Source organism: Pontibacter locisalis, assembly GCF_042684605.1.
In the GTDB taxonomy this organism is placed as follows: Bacteria; Bacteroidota; Bacteroidia; order Cytophagales; family Hymenobacteraceae; genus Pontibacter; species Pontibacter locisalis.
The window spans coordinates 141,909-159,844 of record NZ_JBHULU010000012.1 but is presented as its reverse complement, the minus strand read 5'-3'; the positions used below and the strand labels follow the sequence as shown (position 1 = coordinate 159,844).

General features: G+C 44.0%; 16 protein-coding genes. 13 read left to right on the top strand and 3 right to left on the bottom strand.

The window, feature by feature from the left end; genetic code table 11:
* Positions 1-43 precede the first annotated feature (43 nt).
* Positions 44-622 carry a DUF3575 domain-containing protein gene (locus ACFSRY_RS08765; RefSeq protein ID WP_377505543.1) on the bottom strand — a complete coding sequence of 193 codons (579 nt, stop codon included), beginning with the start codon at positions 620-622 and terminating at the stop codon, positions 44-46.
* A 406-nt stretch (positions 623-1,028) separates the two neighbouring features.
* Here ACFSRY_RS08765 and ACFSRY_RS08760 point away from each other — a divergent pair, with 406 nt between their 5' ends.
* The 11 genes from ACFSRY_RS08760 to recJ all read left to right on the top strand — a co-directional run bounded on the left by ACFSRY_RS08760 (position 1,029) and on the right by recJ (position 13,993).
* Positions 1,029-1,418: a TraR/DksA family transcriptional regulator gene (locus ACFSRY_RS08760; RefSeq protein WP_377505539.1), complete on the top strand. Its 390-nt coding sequence runs from the start codon at positions 1,029-1,031 to the stop codon at positions 1,416-1,418.
* Positions 1,419-1,430: 12 nt separating this feature from the next.
* Entirely contained in the window at positions 1,431-1,994 is a 564-nt protein-coding gene (scpB, locus tag ACFSRY_RS08755; RefSeq protein ID WP_377505536.1) for an SMC-Scp complex subunit ScpB, read from the top strand.
* A gap of 100 nt (positions 1,995-2,094) precedes the next feature.
* Entirely contained in the window at positions 2,095-3,789 is a 1,695-nt protein-coding gene (locus ACFSRY_RS08750) for a pseudouridine synthase (protein ID WP_377505534.1), read from the top strand.
* A 3-nt stretch (positions 3,790-3,792) separates the two neighbouring features.
* On the top strand, positions 3,793-4,512 hold the full coding sequence (locus tag ACFSRY_RS08745; protein ID WP_377505531.1) for a type III pantothenate kinase: 720 nt from the start codon (positions 3,793-3,795) through the stop codon (positions 4,510-4,512).
* Positions 4,505-5,797, top strand: a complete 1,293-nt coding sequence (locus tag ACFSRY_RS08740) for a hypothetical protein (protein ID WP_377505528.1) — start codon at positions 4,505-4,507, stop codon at positions 5,795-5,797. The genes ACFSRY_RS08745 and ACFSRY_RS08740 overlap by 8 nt, the downstream gene beginning before the upstream one ends.
* 82 nt (positions 5,798-5,879) lie before the next feature.
* Positions 5,880-6,455, top strand: coding sequence for an LPS export ABC transporter periplasmic protein LptC (gene lptC, locus ACFSRY_RS08735; protein ID WP_377505525.1), 576 nt, complete (start codon positions 5,880-5,882; stop codon positions 6,453-6,455).
* A complete protein-coding gene (locus ACFSRY_RS08730; RefSeq protein ID WP_377505522.1) occupies positions 6,455-6,634 on the top strand; it encodes a hypothetical protein in 180 nt (59 codons plus the stop codon). Before lptC ends, ACFSRY_RS08730 begins: the two co-directional genes overlap by 1 nt.
* Before the next feature lie 8 nt (positions 6,635-6,642).
* Positions 6,643-7,944, top strand: a complete 1,302-nt coding sequence (locus ACFSRY_RS08725) for a hemolysin family protein (protein WP_377505519.1) — start codon at positions 6,643-6,645, stop codon at positions 7,942-7,944.
* A 76-nt stretch (positions 7,945-8,020) separates the two neighbouring features.
* Positions 8,021-10,132, top strand: coding sequence for a peptidylprolyl isomerase (locus ACFSRY_RS08720; protein WP_377505516.1), 2,112 nt, complete (start codon positions 8,021-8,023; stop codon positions 10,130-10,132).
* A 128-nt stretch (positions 10,133-10,260) separates the two neighbouring features.
* Positions 10,261-12,078, top strand: a complete 1,818-nt coding sequence (locus ACFSRY_RS08715; RefSeq protein WP_377505513.1) for a tetratricopeptide repeat protein — start codon at positions 10,261-10,263, stop codon at positions 12,076-12,078.
* 208 nt (positions 12,079-12,286) lie between these two features.
* Positions 12,287-13,993, top strand: coding sequence for a single-stranded-DNA-specific exonuclease RecJ (gene recJ / locus ACFSRY_RS08710; protein WP_377505510.1), 1,707 nt, complete (start codon positions 12,287-12,289; stop codon positions 13,991-13,993).
* Positions 13,994-14,046: 53 nt separating this feature from the next.
* Here recJ and ACFSRY_RS08705 read toward each other — a convergent pair whose 3' ends face one another.
* Positions 14,047-14,856 (bottom strand): glycoside hydrolase family 25 protein, encoded by an 810-nt coding sequence (locus ACFSRY_RS08705; RefSeq protein ID WP_377505507.1) that lies wholly within the window; start codon positions 14,854-14,856, stop codon positions 14,047-14,049.
* Between the two features lie 195 nt (positions 14,857-15,051).
* On the opposite strand from ACFSRY_RS08705, the gene lptB reads away from it, so the two are divergent.
* Complete coding sequence (gene lptB / locus ACFSRY_RS08700) at positions 15,052-15,783, top strand: LPS export ABC transporter ATP-binding protein (RefSeq protein ID WP_377505504.1); 732 nt, start codon at positions 15,052-15,054, stop codon at positions 15,781-15,783.
* A 112-nt stretch (positions 15,784-15,895) separates the two neighbouring features.
* Positions 15,896-17,380: a GH3 auxin-responsive promoter family protein gene (locus ACFSRY_RS08695; RefSeq protein ID WP_377506196.1), complete on the top strand. Its 1,485-nt coding sequence runs from the start codon at positions 15,896-15,898 to the stop codon at positions 17,378-17,380.
* Positions 17,381-17,576: 196 nt separating this feature from the next.
* Here ACFSRY_RS08695 and ACFSRY_RS08690 read toward each other — a convergent pair whose 3' ends face one another.
* On the bottom strand, positions 17,577-17,777 hold the full coding sequence (locus ACFSRY_RS08690) for a hypothetical protein (protein ID WP_377505501.1): 201 nt from the start codon (positions 17,775-17,777) through the stop codon (positions 17,577-17,579).
* Positions 17,778-17,936 lie beyond the last annotated feature (159 nt).

Below are 17,936 nucleotides of genomic sequence, written 5' to 3'. Positions count from 1 at the left end.
GGCCGCAGTACTGCGGCCGCCTCTCTTTGTGTAGGTAGTGTGATTAGAACCTTATACCGAAAGAAACGCCTGTGCGAATTCCAAAACCAGCAAGGGCCTCTGCATTAAACATGTCTTCTTCGCCAGATTCTACTTTTACAGAGCCAGCGTTATAGCTAGGGCCAAAGAAGGTGTCTAAAACAAAGCGCTCCTTAAAGATCCACTGACGGCCAATCAAAAGACCACCTCCAACAGTATTAAGACTTGCCTTTGCCTTTATATCCTGGTACTCACCTGTTTCTTCATCATACCAGTCTGACTCGTCCACTTCAAGATTGAGAGACTGGAAGCGTAGGAAAGGGGCAACGTAAAAACCTTCAGGAGCAGTTTTCCCAGTGGAGAGGTATTGCCTGTACTCAGGAGTTATACCATAGCCTCTGAACTTGGTCTCATCAACACGGAATCCGGTGTAGAATAAACCTAACTGAAGACTTTTGTCCTGAGAAATAGCCTGCTCATAAAACACTGAACCGGTTCTAACCACCGGACTTAACACGTTAATTTTAAAAACGCTGTTTTGTGCCTGAGCAGCACCCATGGCCATAGCAAGCAGTACCAAGGCCACAACAAATACTTTTTTCATAGTAGAATTAAAAGGTAAAAAAATTGAAAGATTGAGTTTTACTTCTCCACTATGATTAGGTTTTTCAAGAAAGGGTTGCACTGGCAAAGAAAAAAAATCTGATAATATGATTAAGAGGGTAAAGTAACCATCGCAAAAAGATCCTGAGTCTGTTAAAAGCTAAATATCTTAAAATGATGAGACTATATTTTTGCGATAGGCATAGCTTATTAAAATGTTTAATCTTATTTTTGCACGAATTTTAGCAAAAAAGCTATTTAACAGTGGTTTGCAGTTTGAATTAATAGTTATATAGAATTGTTCAGGCTTTAAATGCATTTTAGGCTGTTATAGCAACTTTAAGCATACAGAGAAGTTTACAAAACCAATAGTTATAGGTTAAAAAATACAGTTCTAAAAGAGTAGAATGAACACAAACGAAGAAAGACAGCGCTACTCGCGCGAAGATTTGGCAGAGTTTGAAGCTATAATTCAGGAGAAGCTGACGAACGCACGCAAAGAAGTAGCCTTCATTAAGGAAACCCTTAGCCGTAGAAATGATTCAGGCACTGATAACACAGCATCTCCTACAAAAGTGTTGGAAGATGGTGCAGATACAGCTGAAAAAGAAAGCCTGAACCAGCTGGCGTCTCGTCAGATGAAGTTTATACAGCAATTAGAAAACGCGCTGATCCGTATTAAAAACGGTACCTATGGCGTTTGTATAGTAACTGGTAAACTGATACCTAAAGAGAGATTGCGTGCCGTACCACACACGCAGCATTCAATTGAAGCTAAATTACAGCGTAACGACTAGTACTTTTACCACTTGAATATTCTGCAGAACCATATTCAGGCACTAGTTTTCTGTGCCCAGTCGTCTATTAGCATCGAAGAGATTCAGCGTTGCCTTCAGGAGTCGCTGGGGATGGAAGAAGTGCTGGTAAGTGATGTGCTGGAAGCCATTGAAGGAATAAATGAGCAGCTGGCAGCAGGGAACTTTGCCTTTCAGATCTACGCAATCGGGGGCGGATATCAGTTCCTGACCAAGCCGGAGTACCAGGATACGGTAAGTACATACCTAAAGCAGAAATCAAAAAAGAAGTTGTCAGCGTCTTCTCTGGAGACGCTGGCAATTATTGCCTATAAGCAGCCGATCACCCGCAGCCAGATAGAACAGATCCGTGGCGTAGGCTGTGATTATGCGATTCATAAGCTACTTGAGAAAGAGCTGATAGAAATCAAAGGCAAAGCCGATACCATTGGAAGACCGGTCTTATATGGCACCTCTCCAAAGTTTATGGATTACTTCGGCATTAACCATATCAAAGACCTTCCGCAACTAAAAGACTTCGTAACTGAAGAAAATATGATCGGCGAGTCTGCCGATTAATTGTTCACTCTACCCTTATTGAACCATAAAGGGCTAATTTCAATTATTACTGCACATACTAAAGGTACAGTAGCGATACTGCATCACTAAATAAAATATCATGGCAAGAGAAAACGAAAGACCCTCCCGCGATAACGCTGGTAGAGGGAAAGACGGCAGAAATTATTCTGACCGACCGAACAAAGACCGCGAAGGCAAGAAGATTTTCAACAGAAGAGATAAAGGCGAAGGCTCGGAAGACAAGGGAGAGCATCGCTCATTTAACCCTGAGAGAAGAGGCAACGACAGAAGAGATAACCGTGAAGGGGGCGAACGCCGCTCGTACGGAGATAGAAGAGAGGGCGGCGAGCGCCGTTCTTTTGGTAACGACAGACGCGAGGGTGGTGAACGCCGAAGCTTCGATGGTGATCGTTCTAAGCGATACGACAGAGAAGGTGGCGACAGACGCTCTTCTGAAGGTGATCGATCCAAAAGATATGACCGCGAAGGCGGTGAAAAGCGCTCGTTCAGCAAAGACAGACGCGATGCAGGTGAAAGACGATCTTTCAACGGTGATCGTCCTGAAAGAAGAGATGACAGGAGGGGTGGTGAAAGAAGAGATGGTGGCGAGCGCCGCTCTTTTAGTAACGACCGTCCGCGCCGGGAAGACGGTGAGAGACGCTCTTTTGGAGGTGACAGACGAGAGGGAGGCGAAAGAAAAGCCTATAACTCAGACCGTCCGGACAGAAGAGATGATCGACGCAGCGAAGATAGAAGAGAAGGAGCCGAAAAGCGCAGCTTCAATTCTGACAGACCTCGTCGCGAAGATGGCGAGAAAAGATCTTACGGTAACGATAGACCAGAGCGGCGTTCTTTTAACACAGACCGCTCAAGAGGTGAAGAAGGTGGGCGCCGTAGCTTTGACGGTGATAAAAAGCCTTACAGAGAGAATAGACAAGAACGACTGGGAAAGCAGGCGCCAAGCCGTGGTCGCTTTAGCGATCGTAAAAAAGAAGGGGACGATGTTCAGGAAGCTCCTACATACAATTTAAGCCGCTATAAAGACAATCCACGCATCAAGAAGACTGAACGTGAGAAGGAAGATGACGGTACAATTCGTCTGAACCGCTACATCGCCAATTCTGGTGTGTGCTCTCGTCGCGAGGCAGATGTACTGATTGAATCCGGCGAAATCAAGGTGAACGGTGAAGTCATCACAGAAATGGGCTATAAGGTGCAGCCAACTGATAATGTGCAGTATGGTAAAAAGATGCTGAACCGTGAGAAAATGGTTTATGTGCTCCTGAACAAGCCAAAAGACTTTATAACAACTACCGATGATCCTGAAGGGCGCAAGACAGTAATGAGCCTGGTAGAAAACGCGTCGAAAGAGCGTATTTTTCCGGTTGGCCGTCTGGACCGCAATACTACTGGTCTGTTACTTTTTACGAACGACGGTGAGCTGGCACAGAAGCTGACGCATCCATCTAATGCTATCAAGAAGATATACCAGGTAGAACTGGATAAGCCAATCACAAAAGCAGATTTTCAGAAAATAGCTGAAGGAATAGAGCTGGAAGATGGTAAGGTAGAGGTAGATGATATCGCCATATTAGGTGAGTCTAACCAATTTTTGGGTGTAGAGATACACGTAGGACGTAACCGAATTGTGCGTCGTATTTTTGAGCACCTGGGTTACGAAGTAGTAACGCTGGACAGGGTTCAGTACGCAGGTCTTACCAAAAAAGACGTTCCACGCGGAAACTGGCGTTTCTTAACAGAGAAAGAGGTAATCAGGCTGAAATACTTCATGTAATTTATGCGAAGCGTTGCCATTGATATAGGGAACACGGGCACAAAGTACGGCATCTTTGAGAGAGGTGCCTTGATCAGGCAGGGCTATTTTGAAGGGCGGGACCAACTGCCGCAAGAACTGCAAGATCAGACTTTTGATAATGCCGTTGTTGCCTCGGTGGCAGATAGCACGCGAAATATACTAACAGGGCTGACTGTGAGCGGAAGCATTCTAGAGCTTTCGGCGCAGACAGCCCTGCCTGTTTCCAATAATTACAGTACCCCGCAGACCCTGGGCGCCGACAGAATTGCCGGTGCAGTAGGAGCCAATTATTTCTTCCCGCAGCGCAACTGCCTTATTTTTGATGCCGGTACCTGCATTACCCATGACTTCATTGATAACAGAGGGGTGTACCATGGCGGGGGCATCGCACCGGGCTTAAATATGAAGTTTAGTGCACTGCATACTTTTACAAAGCGCCTGCCGTTAGTACATCGAACTGAAAAAGAAGCACCTTTAACAGGACAGTCTACAGAGGAGTCGATACTAAGTGGAGTATTAACAGGCACAGTGGCTGAATTGAATGGTTTTATTCAGGCATATACCGAAAAAGCAGCTGATCTCGTGGTTATACTATGCGGAGGAGACGCAGGATTTTTTGAAAGTAAATTAAAAGGACGCATCTTTGTAATTCCTGAACTGGTTTTAATCGGGCTTCACAGAATATTAGCACATAATGTATAAAACACTCCGAGTACTGATTGGCTTTGCCGCTATCTGTCTGACACACGCCGCACAGGCTCAAAAAATTGCCAACACACCCTACTCCCGCTATGGGTTAGGAGAATATAACTACAACCTTGGAAACGTGCGAAACGCAGGTATGGCCGGAGTAGGTATTAGTGCTGGTAATAGTTACCAGGCAAATACGGCCAACCCTGCCTTGCTGTACTACAACAGCATTACCGTTTTTGATATGGGTATTGCCGGTGAGGTAAAGAGCATCAAAAATGAGTCTCAGAAACAAATAGACAGTAATGCTAACCTTTATAACCTGACCCTGGCTGTGCCGGTGTCTAAGCGATGGAGTGCCGCAGTAGGATTAAGACCATACACCACAGTTAATTACGAAATAAGATCAACTTCAGCGCTGGAAAGTAACCCGCGGGCCATTATCGAAAGCCGCTATACAGGCGAAGGTGGATTATCAGAAATTTTCTTTGGGCATGGTGTTAAAGTTGCTGATGGTCTTACTGTGGGGGGTAGCGCTTCTTATGTATTCGGTACCATCACAAAAGAGGCAGCATCGCTGGTGCAGGATGACTCTCTGGCAAATATCGGACAGACGCGGATTGTTTATAGCGAGCGCACGCGTTATGACAGCTTCTTATTCAGGGCTGGCGCAAACTACAGAAAGCAGCTAAGAGACAAGCTATATTTAAGCACTGGTGTTGTTTACGCGCTTAGCACAGATTTTGAAGCAGAACGCAAGGCATCTTATGAGCGAAGAACCCTCTCTGATAATGTGGTTGATGAGAATATTCTACCTGATAGCTCTACCACAAATATAAATGTACCGTCAAGTTTGAGAGCGGGCATAACTGTAGATAACGGAACAAATTTGACTCTTGGTGCAGACCTGTACATGCAACAGTGGTCAAAGTTTAGTGGCTTTGACGGTAGAAGTGACTTAGCCGATAGTTACAGAGTGGCAGTGGGTGGTGAGTTTACACCAGATGCGAACTCAATTGACAACTTCTTTAAGCGCATTACTTACCGGACAGGTGTGTATTATGGTAACTCTCCATATAAAATCAATGGAGAGCAAATAACGGATAAAGGTGTAACAGCAGGTTTTACTATGCCACTGGGGCGCTCAACTATCTACGATCTTTATCAGCTTAATGCAGCCATAGGTTATGGAAACAGAGGGACGACAGACAACGGACTTATCGCAGAGAACTATTTTCAGTTCAGTGTTGGTTTTACTGTAAACAGCAGATGGTTTATTAAACGCAGAATTGAATAAGCGTTGCATAGAAGACATAAAACTGAAGGCCGTTCTTGAAGCGGCCTTTTTGTTGATACAGCTACCTCTTATCAGTTAAAAATTGTTACATTCACATAAATACAACAAGCAGTTCACAATGCGGAATGCATGGGTAATAGGTTTGATCGCTATAGTGGCTAGTTTAAGTTTTGGCTGTGGAGACGATCTGCAGGATCCGGATAAAGAGCAGAAGTACACGGGGCCGCTGATTGAGAACCATGATGTGGTAACCTTGTACAGTGATTCGGCTAAACTTCTTGTTAAGCTACAGGCTCCTGTACAGCAGGAATTTGAAAACGGGGATGGAGTTTTTCCGAAAGGGCTTTATGTAGAGTTCTACGAGAAACCAGGGCAGATGACCTCCACCTTAAAAGCTAACTACGCGAAGCAGGACAGGAATAAAGATATTTATCATGCTAAGGGAAATGTGGTGGTGAATAACTTGGAAAAGAAGGAAAAGCTGGAAACCGAAGAACTATTCTGGGACAAAAACAAAGCAGAGATATACACGGATAAGTTTGTAAAAGTAACAACTGCCGAGGAGGTGCTGATGGGGCAGGGGCTTCGGGCAAACCAGGACTTTTCCAGGTACAGAATATTGAAGCCAACCGGAATTATAGACCTGAAGGAAGAATAATGAGCCCTAAGCTTACAAACACCATTTTGTTGTCTCTTGCTTTTGTTACAATTGTTATTGGCATACACCGGAGTATAGAAGAGGCTGATATAGCAGGCAATTACTGGATCTTTATGATTGCCCTGACGCTGTATATACTTTATCGTTACCGGAAGAAAAGAGACAGTGCGGAGAAATAATACTTAAAATGATAGATCCCAGTCAGATCATATTGCTTTTAGTGGCGTTGCTGTTTTCTGCATTTTTCTCGGGTGTGGAAATGGCCTTTGTGGCCGCCAATAAAATACAGATTGAGCTAAGCGAAAAGAATGGGGTGCTTTCGGGGCGAATATTGTGGCACCTGCTGCAAAAGCCTGCCCGCCTTTTTGGCACAACCCTCATTGGCAATACCATGGCTCTGGTCCTCTACGGGTTTGCAATTGCCGCAATCCTGAATGAGTTGCTACAGGTTTATCTTCCTGAGCCCCTACAGGTCAACCTGGTTGTAATTGTTTTACAGATAATAATTGCTTCAGTGGTGGTACTGCTTACGGCAGAATTCCTGCCACGCAGCCTGTTCTCTATCAATCCGAACCGCATGTTGCAGATTCTGGCTGTTCCGTTCCTGCTCTTTTACTACCTGCTTTACCCAGTGGTAATCCTGATAGTGAGTATGAGCAAGTGGATGGCTGAGAAAGTTTTTAAAATTGAGTTTGAAGAAGACAAACCTGTATTTGGCTTTACAGACCTTAACGCCTACATTAAAAACCATCTTTATCACCCGGAGCAGGAAAACACTCCGGAAGTAGATCCCCAGATATTTCATAATGCCCTAGAGTTTAAAACGGTGAAGGTGCGCGAATGTATGGTGCCCCGCACCGAGATTGAAGCTGTAGAGGCAGGAGATTCTATTGAGGTGCTGCGTGAAAAGTTTATACAGACAGGCCACTCCAAGATCCTGGTGTATGATGACACGATAGATAATATCATCGGGTACTGCCATCAACTGGATATGTTTAAGCAGCCCCAAAATGTGTCGGAGATACTTTCGCCTGTAAGCCTGGTGCCTGAAAGTATGCTTGCCAGTGAGCTGTTTGTAAAATTTGTTGCAGAGCACAGGAGTGTGGCTGTGGTAGTGGATGAGTTTGGAGGCACGTCTGGCATAGTTACTGTAGAGGACGTTATCGAAGAAATTTTTGGCGAGATAGAGGATGAGTTTGATATAAATACTTCACTGCTGGAGCAGGTAATCCCAGACAAGGGAATATATCTGCTAAGTGCCCGGCATGAAATAGATTACCTGAATGAAAAATATGAGCTTGACTTGCCTGAAGGGGATTATGAGACGTTAGGTGGCTTAATTTTCTCTGTTTTCGGAGAAATTCCTACTCCCGGAGATGAAGTTGAAGTACCTCCATTCCTCATTACAGTCCTTTCAATGGACGACAACCGCATCAATGCCGTGAAGCTGATTAAAAAAACAGAGAATCAGGCAGATGCAGAATTATAAACAGGAGCTCACAAAATTTTGAATTTTAGCTCGATTAACCTTATTTTGCACAATCCTTTTATAAGTTAAATAAAGAATGGCATTAATTAACAAGATTAGAGAGAAGTCTGGTTGGGCTGTAGGCGCGATTGCCATAGGGCTTGGTATATTTGTAGTAGGCGGCGACCTGCTTGGCCCTAACTCAAGACTTTTGGGCAATGATGCAAACGTAATTGGCGAAATAGCCGGCGAAGAGATCGCTTACGATGAATTCGATGCAACGTTCCAGCAAATAAAAGCTAATTACGAGAATCAGGTAGGTCGTGCGGCCACAGAGGGGGAGATGGCCATGTTGCGTGAGCAGGCCTGGAACCAGCTAGTCTTCAAAATTGCCTTACAAAAAGAATATGACCGTTTAGGTATAACTGTAACGGAAGAAGAACTGGTTGACATGGTGCAGGGAAATAACATTCACCCGGCCGTTAAACAGGCTTTTGTTAATCCGCAGACAGGCGAATTCGATCGTAACCAGGTAATCCAGTACCTGCAAAACCTTGATCAGATGGGTCCTGAGGCACGTCCGATGTGGGCAAACTTTCAACAGGGCATTGTTGAGGACAGAATTCAGTCCAAATATGCAAACCTGCTGTCTAAATCAGTTTATATAACTACTGCTGAGGCAAAGCATTATTATAATGCCATGAATACCTCTGCAAACATAAAAGCTCTTTTTGTACCTTATGCTACTATTGCCGATACAACGATACAGGTAACAGATACACAGCTGAAGGATTACTTTGAGCGAAATAAAGACCTTTATAAAGTAGAGGCAGGGCGTACAATTGAGTTCGTGACAATTCCCGTGAGTGCTTCAAAGGAAGATAGCACGTATTACCAAGAAGAAGTTGCGACTCTTAAGCAGCAGTTTGCTGCTGCTACTAATGATTCTGCTTTTGTTTATGCAAACTCTGATGCTCCATTCAACGGAAGCTATCAGACGCCAGGCAATCTGCCAGAAGAACTGCGTAAGCAACTTCCATTGGAAGAAGGCAAAGTGTATGGTCCGTTTTCAGATCAAGGCACCATGGCGCTTTACAAAGTAATGGATGCCAGAGAAGGAGATGTAAATGCTGTTAGAGCAAGTCATATCCTGATCAGACCAGAGAATGAAACTCCAGAGGCTAAGGCTGCCGCTAAAGAAAAAGCGCAGGATGTGCTTAACCAAATCAAAGAGGGCGCTGATTTTGCTCAGATGGCCACTCAGTATGGTACAGACGGTACTGCTTCTGTAGGTGGTGACTTGGGCTGGTTCCCTGAGGGACAGATGGTTGCTCCTTTCGAAAAAGCTGTTTTTGGTGCTTCAGGCACAGGCGTTCTGCCTAACCTGGTTGAAACGGAGTATGGCTACCATATCATCAAAGTAACAGAACCAAAGACAAAGCAGCAGTACCAGGTTGCTGCAGTACAACGCTCTATTGAGCCAAGCGAGTCTACTCGTGATGCAGCTTATGCTGTAGCAGATGAGTTATCCGGTATCAGCGGAAGTACAGAAGAGTTTAAAGAGAACGTTGCCAAGAACAAAGCTTTGCTAAAAGAAGAAGCTACGAATATTGGTAAAAACCAGGTACTGGTAAACAACCTGAACAATGCACGTGAACTGGTTCGCTGGGCGTATGCAAAAGATACAGAGGTAGGAGACGTTTCTCCTGTGTTTGAAATCGAAGACCAGTTTGTGGTAGCAACGCTTACAGGTTCTCGTGAGAAGGGTTATGCAAAAGTAGAAAACATCAAGGATGAACTAACTGCAGCTGTTCGCAATGAACTGAAGGCTCAGCAGATTATTGAGAAGCTTAAAGGGCAGAAAGGATCGCTTGATCAAATAGCTGCCAGCTATGGACCAAATGCCATGGTAAAAACTGCTGATAATATAACACTTGCCTCTGCAGCTATCCCGGGGTTGGGTGTAGAGCCGGTAGCTGTTGGTAAAGCTTTCGGCCTTAAAGAAGGTGCACAGACTGCTCCTTTTGAGGGAATGAATGGTGTAATGATGGTAGAACTGTTAAGTAAGAACCAGGCTCCTCAGATTAGCGACTTCTCTAATGTGAAAGAGCAGATTCGTAACACTAAAGTTGGCAACATAGAAAGCAGAGCTTTTGAGGCGCTGAAAGAAAAAGCTGAAATCGTAGATAACCGCGTAAGGTTCTTCTAAGACTAGCTATAATAAAACAATAAAAGAGCCGCTCCCAACAGAGCGGCTCTTTTATTGTTTAGTCGTATACGCTAATTATTATGACGTTCTGATATCAAACAAAGTATAATTTCCGTTCTTTAGTTAAGATGCTGAAAAAGATCCCTTCTTTCGTTTTCCTACTGTCGCTGTTACTGTTGGTAACGTCTGCTGCACTTGCCCAAAATCAGGAGTTGGAGCTGGCGCGTGCATACTTTAGCAAAGGCGATTATAAAAAAGCTGAGGAGATATATGCGAAGTTAATGGATGAGCCCAGGCTGTTTAATGTAGTATATCCAGATTACCTGAAGGTGCTGCTGCTACAGCGAAACTATAAAGAGGCGGAGAAGCTGGTAAAGAAAACAATCAAGAAATACCCAAACGTGCCCAATTACGAAGTGGATCTGGGTAAGGTTTATGAGGCAGTAGGAGATAAAGTGGCTGCTGAAAAGCACTATAACAAACTACTGGAGCAAATGAAGCCTTCGGAAGTGGTAGCAGTTGCTAATGCTTTTTTACAAAATGAGCAGTATGATTATGCTGAGAAAGCCTATTTAAAAGGGCGCCAGCTTACTGGGAATCCACTAGAGTATAACCGCCCATTAATTGCGCTTTATGCATACCGGCAAAAGAACGAAAGCTTAGTGCCGGAAATACTAAACCTGCTGCAGGCAAATGAAAGCGAGCTCGGGTATGTACAGAATATGCTGCAAAATAGTCTTCGTGAGGAAAAAGCATTTGATGAGCTGGAGAAGGAGTTAATTCTGCGGGTGCAGCAGAATCCAGATAAACTGGCTTACAACGAGCTTTTAATTTGGCTCTACATTCAGCGGCGTGACTTTTACAGCGCCCTTATGCAGGCCAGAGCAGTGGATAAACGAACACGTAGCGGAGGTGCCCGGGTGATAGAGTTAGGAAGCATCAGTCTTAAAAATGATGATTATCTGGGAGCTATTGAAGCGTTCGAATACATTGTAAAGGAGTATCCAGAGGGGCCGTACTACCTTATTGCCCGACAAAAGCTGATAAATGCCCGCGAGGCTCAGGTACAGAATGCGTTTCCAGTAAATAAAGACAATATCCGAGCCCTGATCGCAGATTATGAAGCTCTTTTGAATGAGGTAGGCAGAACAGCGCAAACAATGGAGGTACTCCAGCATATGGCCGGGCTATATGCCTTTTATCTGGACGATAAGGAAAAAGCCATTGCACTGCTGAAAGAGGCTATAGAAATGCCACGTGCCAACCCAGCCTTAGTAGCAGAAAGTAAACTCACCCTTGGAGACATCTACTTACTCAAAGGAGAGCCTTGGGAAAGTACGTTGCTCTACTCACAAGTGGAGAAGTCTCATAAAGAAACTCCTGTAGGGCATGATGCAAAACTACGAAATGCCAGGCTCAACTATTACAAAGGTGATTTTGAGTTGGCACAGGCGCACCTTGACATCCTTAAGCTGGCAACCAGCCGTGAAATAGCAAACGATGCCATGGATCTGAGCCTATTAATAACAGACAATACTGGGTTGGATACTTCTACTGCTGCCATGGAAGAGTATGCGATAGTAGACTTGCTGGTGTTCCAGAACAAGATGCAGGAAGCGCTCAACGCTTTGGATGCGATGCTTAAAAACTATCCGGGGCATAGCCTGACAGACGAAATTTACTTCCAGAAGGCAAATATTTATGAACGGGTGGGCGACTTCGAACAGGCCGTAAAAAACCTGGAGAAGATTGTAAATAACCCCCAGTATGACATCCTGAGCGATGATGCCCTATATAGAATGGCATACATCTATGAGGAAAGCTTAAAAGACAAAGAAAAGGCAAAGGAGCTATATAATGATCTTCTGGTAAAGCACAGAGGCAGTATTTATGTGGCGGAAGCCCGCAAACGCTTCCGTAAACTACGAGGGGATCAGCTAAATTAGAAGTTAGTCACCAAAGAAAAAGGCAAGAATAAGGATGAAAACTATAAAGAACCCATACATTATCAGGTCAAGCGAATAGTTTTTATACTTATTATAAAAATCTCTGAATCGTTTCACAATTTGCCCTGTTCTACTTCTACTACAAAGATACTATTTTTAAATTTAGCTACCTTTGCAGCCAGTTAAAGTGAAGTACAGCAGAAGCAATATGAATAAAAGGTGGGTATATGTACAGGAGGCGCCAGCCGAGGTAGTAGAGAGTTTAGCTCAAAGCCTGAAAATAAGCCCAACACTTGCCAGTATACTTTGCCAGCGCAACCTCTGTACTTTCGAAGAAACCAAAGATTACTTTCGTCCTTCCCTTAGTCAACTGCATGATCCTTTCCTGATGAAGGATATGGACAAGGCGGTAAATCGCCTGAACGATGCGCTGCATAAGGGGGAAAAAATATTGGTGTACGGAGACTATGATGTGGATGGCACCACATCTGTAGCGTTAATGTACGGCTTTCTGCGAGGCTATACCCACCAAGTAGATTTCTACATACCAGACAGATACAAGGAAGGCTACGGCGTTTCGCAGCAAGGAATAGACTGGGCTGAAGAAAACGGTTTCAGTCTTATCATAAGCCTTGACTGTGGTATAAAATCAGCAGATAAGGTCGCCTATGCAACTGAAAAAGGTATTGACTTTATCATCTGTGACCATCACTTGCCAGATGAGGATATCCCACAGGCAGTGGCTGTTTTGGACCCCAAGCAGATCGACTGCCCCTATCCATACAAGGAGCTTTCAGGCTGTGGTGTAGGATTCAAACTACTTCAGGCATTTTGCTTACAAAATGGTATTGACCAAAGTGAAGTGTATGAACTGCTGGACTTGCTGGTAGTAAGCATTGCTTCTGACATTGTGCCTATTACCGGAGAAAATCGTATTCTAGCCTATTTTGGTTTGCAGCATCTGAATGGCCCGCAACCAATGCGCCCAGGCTTAGAAGCGCTCACGGAGTTGGCGGGCATTACCAGTGAGATGGATATTACCAGCATTGTGTTTGGCTTTGCGCCACGCATAAATGCTGCCGGGCGTATGGGTGATGCCAAAAACTCAGTGAGGATGCTGTTAGCAAAGACGAAAGGGGAGGCTTTTAAAATGGCAGACATCATCAATGAGTCTAATAAAGCCCGCCGTGACAAAGACAGTAACATTACCAAAGAAGCTCTTCAGATGATTGAGGAGGATGAGTTTCTGCGTAGTGCAAGCTCAACGGTATTGTTCAAGGATACGTGGCATAAAGGGGTTATAGGCATTGTTGCTTCCCGCTGTATTGAAAAATACTACCGCCCTACAATCATCCTGACGCAGTCTAACGGAAAAGCTTCCGGATCTGCCCGCTCTGTGCACGGCTTCAATGTGCATAGCGCCATTGAGAGCTGCTCTGACCTGTTAGAGCAGTTTGGTGGCCACATGTATGCCGCAGGCTTAACACTCCCTGTAGAGAACGTGCCGGCCTTCAGAGCGCGCTTTGAGGAGATAGTAGCCAGCACTATCACAGAAGAGCAGAAGATACCGCAGATAGAGATTGACGCTAAAATTGACATAAAGCAGATTACACGTAATTTCTATAACATTCTAAGGCAGATGGAGCCGTTTGGGCCAGAGAACTTAAAGCCGGTTTTTGTGTCGGAGTGTGTATACGATACAGGCAGTGTTCGAATAGTAGGAGATTCTCACCTAAAGCTGCGCCTGACCCAGGATGGCTACCACTCCATAGATGCCATAGGCTTTGGCCTTAGCGATTATTATAAAGTAATATCAAAAGGAATACCGTTTGATGTTTGCTATACCATTGAAGAGAATGTCTATCGGGGTGTTATAAACTTGCAGCTTCGGATTAAGGATATAAGAAGCAAATAAGAAAGGCTCCTATCAGGAGCCTTTCTTATTTGATGGGGTTTATAGTAGTTTGTTTAAGGGCGGGGATACATGTGCTTTAGCTGCTGTAAAGGACTCTCTTTGGGGTTAGTATTTACAGGCAGGCAAAGCTGTGCAAGTGTTTCAAAGTCGCCGGCGAAGAAGTTAATATCTACTGCGGAATTTATTCCGCTAACGCTTCCCCTGTCGGTATACTGCCAGAACATCCAACTGTCGGTGTGGTGCACCTCGGGTTTAATTGCGCTATAGCGTGCAATCCAAAAGTGATAATCAGTAAAATGGCCCATTAAGTAACGGCGGTAATAATTCTGGCTGGTATAAATGATTGGCTTAACACCATAATGTGCTGTAACGGCCTCGAGCCATGTTTTTATACTTCTGCGGAGTTGCTCGGCACTTACTTTGGGGTCTGATACTTCTACATCCAGAACAGGTGGTAAATCCCCAGGTTCCATCGTAACTGTATTGATAAAAATATCGATTTGGCCTTGTACGGGAGCCTCGGGCTTAAAGAAATGATAAGCGCCCCGCTTGATGCCATGTCTTTTAGACTCCTCCCAGTTTCTTGCAAAGAAAGGGTCTAACCTGTAATCTCCCTGCGTTGCCTTTACAAAAGCAAAAGTTACGTCAGACTCTTTTACCAGTGACCAGTCCACCTCCTTTTGCCACCTCGAAACATCTATACCTTTCAGCGTTGAGCTGCTGCTATTGGTAGCTATTTTAGGTTCATTGTTAGCAGGTGTGGCTGGTGTTGTGCCGGTTGAAAAACTTGTGTAACTGGCCAATAAAAGAAAGCCTGTTAGAGCAAGTTTATGACTGGCAGATATGAGTAAAGTAAAAGACATAAGGTCGGTAGTAACTGTAAGCGAGGTATTAAATTATGCACTTATATTGATTTACACAAGTTCTCATTATAAGGTTTATACATATTATTAATTATATGTTAATAGTAAATTCTTAATATAAGCACCTGAAGTTAAGAACCGGAGCCTGAGAGATGTACGTTGCAGGATGCAGGCATTATGTGTAATTTAGCGGCGATGATACTGAGAGCAGAAAACCTGATCAAAAAATACAAGTCACGCACTGTTGTAAACGATGTGAGCGTGGAGGTAAACCAAGGAGAGATAGTTGGTTTGCTGGGGCCAAATGGAGCTGGTAAAACAACATCCTTTTACATGATTGTAGGCTTAGTGAAACCTAATGAAGGAAAAATCTTCTTAGATAAAGAAGATATAACAAGCTTGCCCATGTATCAGCGTGCGAAGCGGGGAGTGGGTTACCTTGCACAGGAGCCTTCTGTTTTCAGGCAGCTAACTGTGGAGGAAAATATCTTGTCAGTGCTTGAAATGACAGATATGCCAAAGCAGGCACAGCGTGACAAAGTGGAGGAACTTTTAGAAGAATTTTCTCTGAACCACGTACGGCAGAACAAAGGCATCGTGTTATCAGGTGGTGAGCGTCGTCGTACGGAGATAGCACGGGCTCTGGCTGTTGATCCTAAATTTGTGTTACTTGATGAGCCTTTTGCTGGCGTAGACCCTATTGCCGTAGAAGAGATTCAAAGTATAGTTGCTAAGTTGAAGAGCAAGAACATAGGGATACTTATCACTGACCATAACGTAAACGAAACACTCTCCATTACAGATCGCGCTTATCTGTTGTTTGAAGGTAAGATATTAAAAGCCGGTACTGCTGAGGAGTTGGCTGCTGACGAACAAGTGCGCCGTGTATATTTAGGTAAGCACTTTGAGCTAAAGCGGAAAATCTAAAACTACTGTTTATCTTACAAGTCAAAGTGCATTGAAGCTTTGCTGGAAAAAGCTCGTTGTGTCATTTAGCCATTGAACCTTGGAAATATTAAACTCGATAGTGACGTGGGTAATGAAGAAGCGGATTGATGATATTGATCTGTTTCGTAAATATCCCCATGAAGTGCAGCAAGAGCTTTTCAAAGGATTGATAAGTAAAGCCAAAAACACAGAGTGGGGGAAGAAGTATGGCTATGGAGAAGGCTTATCAGTAGATAAATTCCGGGAGCGTGTGCCGATCAGTACCTATGAGGAGCTGTACCCATCTATCGAGCGCGTGTTAAAAGGCGAGCAAAATGTGTTGTGGCCTACCAAAATAGATTGGTTTGCTAAGTCATCGGGCACAACCAACGCCCGTAGCAAGTACATTCCTGTTAGCCCTGAGTCATTAGAGGACTGTCATTACAAAGGTGGGAAAGACATGCTTTCCCTATATGTAAATCTGTATCCCGAGACGAAGCTTTTCACAGGTAAAGGGCTCTCTATAGGTGGTAGCCACAGGCCCAGCGAATTAAATCCAAAGATTTCATGCGGAGACGTTTCGGCAGTAATTATGCAGAACCTGCCAATCTGGGCTGAGGCCATTCGCACTCCTCCACTAAAAATAGCGCTTATGGATAAGTGGGAGGAGAAGATAGAGAAAATGGTAGAGGTAACTGTGCCGGAGAATGTTACCAGCCTGAGCGGCGTTCCTACCTGGACCTACGTGTTGCTGAAGCGTATTTTAGAGGTAACCGGTAAGAAAAATATATTGGAAGTATGGCCTAACCTGGAGTTATTTACCCACGGTGCCGTTGCCTTTGGGCCATACCGCCAGTTGTTCCGCGATATTATTCCATCTACTAAAATGAATTACCTGGAGGTTTACAATGCCTCAGAAGGATTCTTTGGAATACAGGATCAATTGGGAACTGAAGATGAGATGCTGCTTATGCTGGACTATGGTGTGTACTATGAATTTATACCTATAGATCAGTTTGATGAAGAGCAGCCTAAAACATTGACATTGGATCAGGTAGAGTTAGGTAAAAATTACGCACTGGTAATTTCGACAAATGCAGGCCTGTGGCGCTACAAGATCGGGGACACCATACGATTTACCAGTCTTAGCCCCTATCGCATTAAGATATCCGGCCGTACGAAACATTACATCAACGCCTTTGGCGAAGAAGTTATTGTTGAAAATGCAGAAGAAGCCATCACGAAGGCTTGTAATGCTACCAATGCCATTATCTCTAATTTCACGGCTGCTCCTATTTATTTGGAAAGCGACAAGCGAGGAGGGCATGAATGGCTGATTGAGTTTGAGAAAGAGCCAAGCAGCTTACAACGCTTTACACAGGTACTGGACGATACGCTGCGGGAGATAAATTCTGATTATGATGCTAAACGGCAGAACGATATTGCGCTGGAAAAGCCATTGGTACATGCTGCTCCACAAGGTACTTTTCTTAACTGGTTGCGCCATAAAGGAAAACTTGGCGGTCAAAATAAGGTTCCTCGCCTTAGCAATAACCGGGAGTACCTGGAGGAGATAATGCAGGTGAATGGGTTGTAAGGGTAAAATGAAAATTTATGTTCTTATCGTTTCTATCAGAATGACATTCTTAATGCCCATGTTCTCCTGAGTCATTCTATTTAACTCCTGTAGTCTTTGTAATTGTAAAACCAAAGCCCGGCACCTTTTAACTGCCGGGCTTTGGTTTTAAAGCATCAAATGCCGTAATGCCTAAACTTCTTTTTCCATGCTGAGCTTATATCAAATTATATATCGCAGCATACAAACCTAATCCAAGGAATAACAACAAGAGAATATTGGCTAAAACAGGAATCTTTTTGTCCCGGATCTCTTTGTACCGAACGATGTTGAGCGTCACGAGCCCGAATAGTATAAGGTTAATAATAGTCAGCACCTTATTAACAGAGTGCCATATATTTCTGATTTCTGCGGTCATAGCTTTTTAAGTTCTTTGCCTAATTTTTTAGATGCAAGACTTACATTAATTGATAAATAGCAGCAAACAGGCCTAAACTTAGGAATATCAACAGAAGCACATTAACTAGAAGAGGCACCTTCTTATCACGAACTTCTTTATAATTAAAGCCTTGACCAT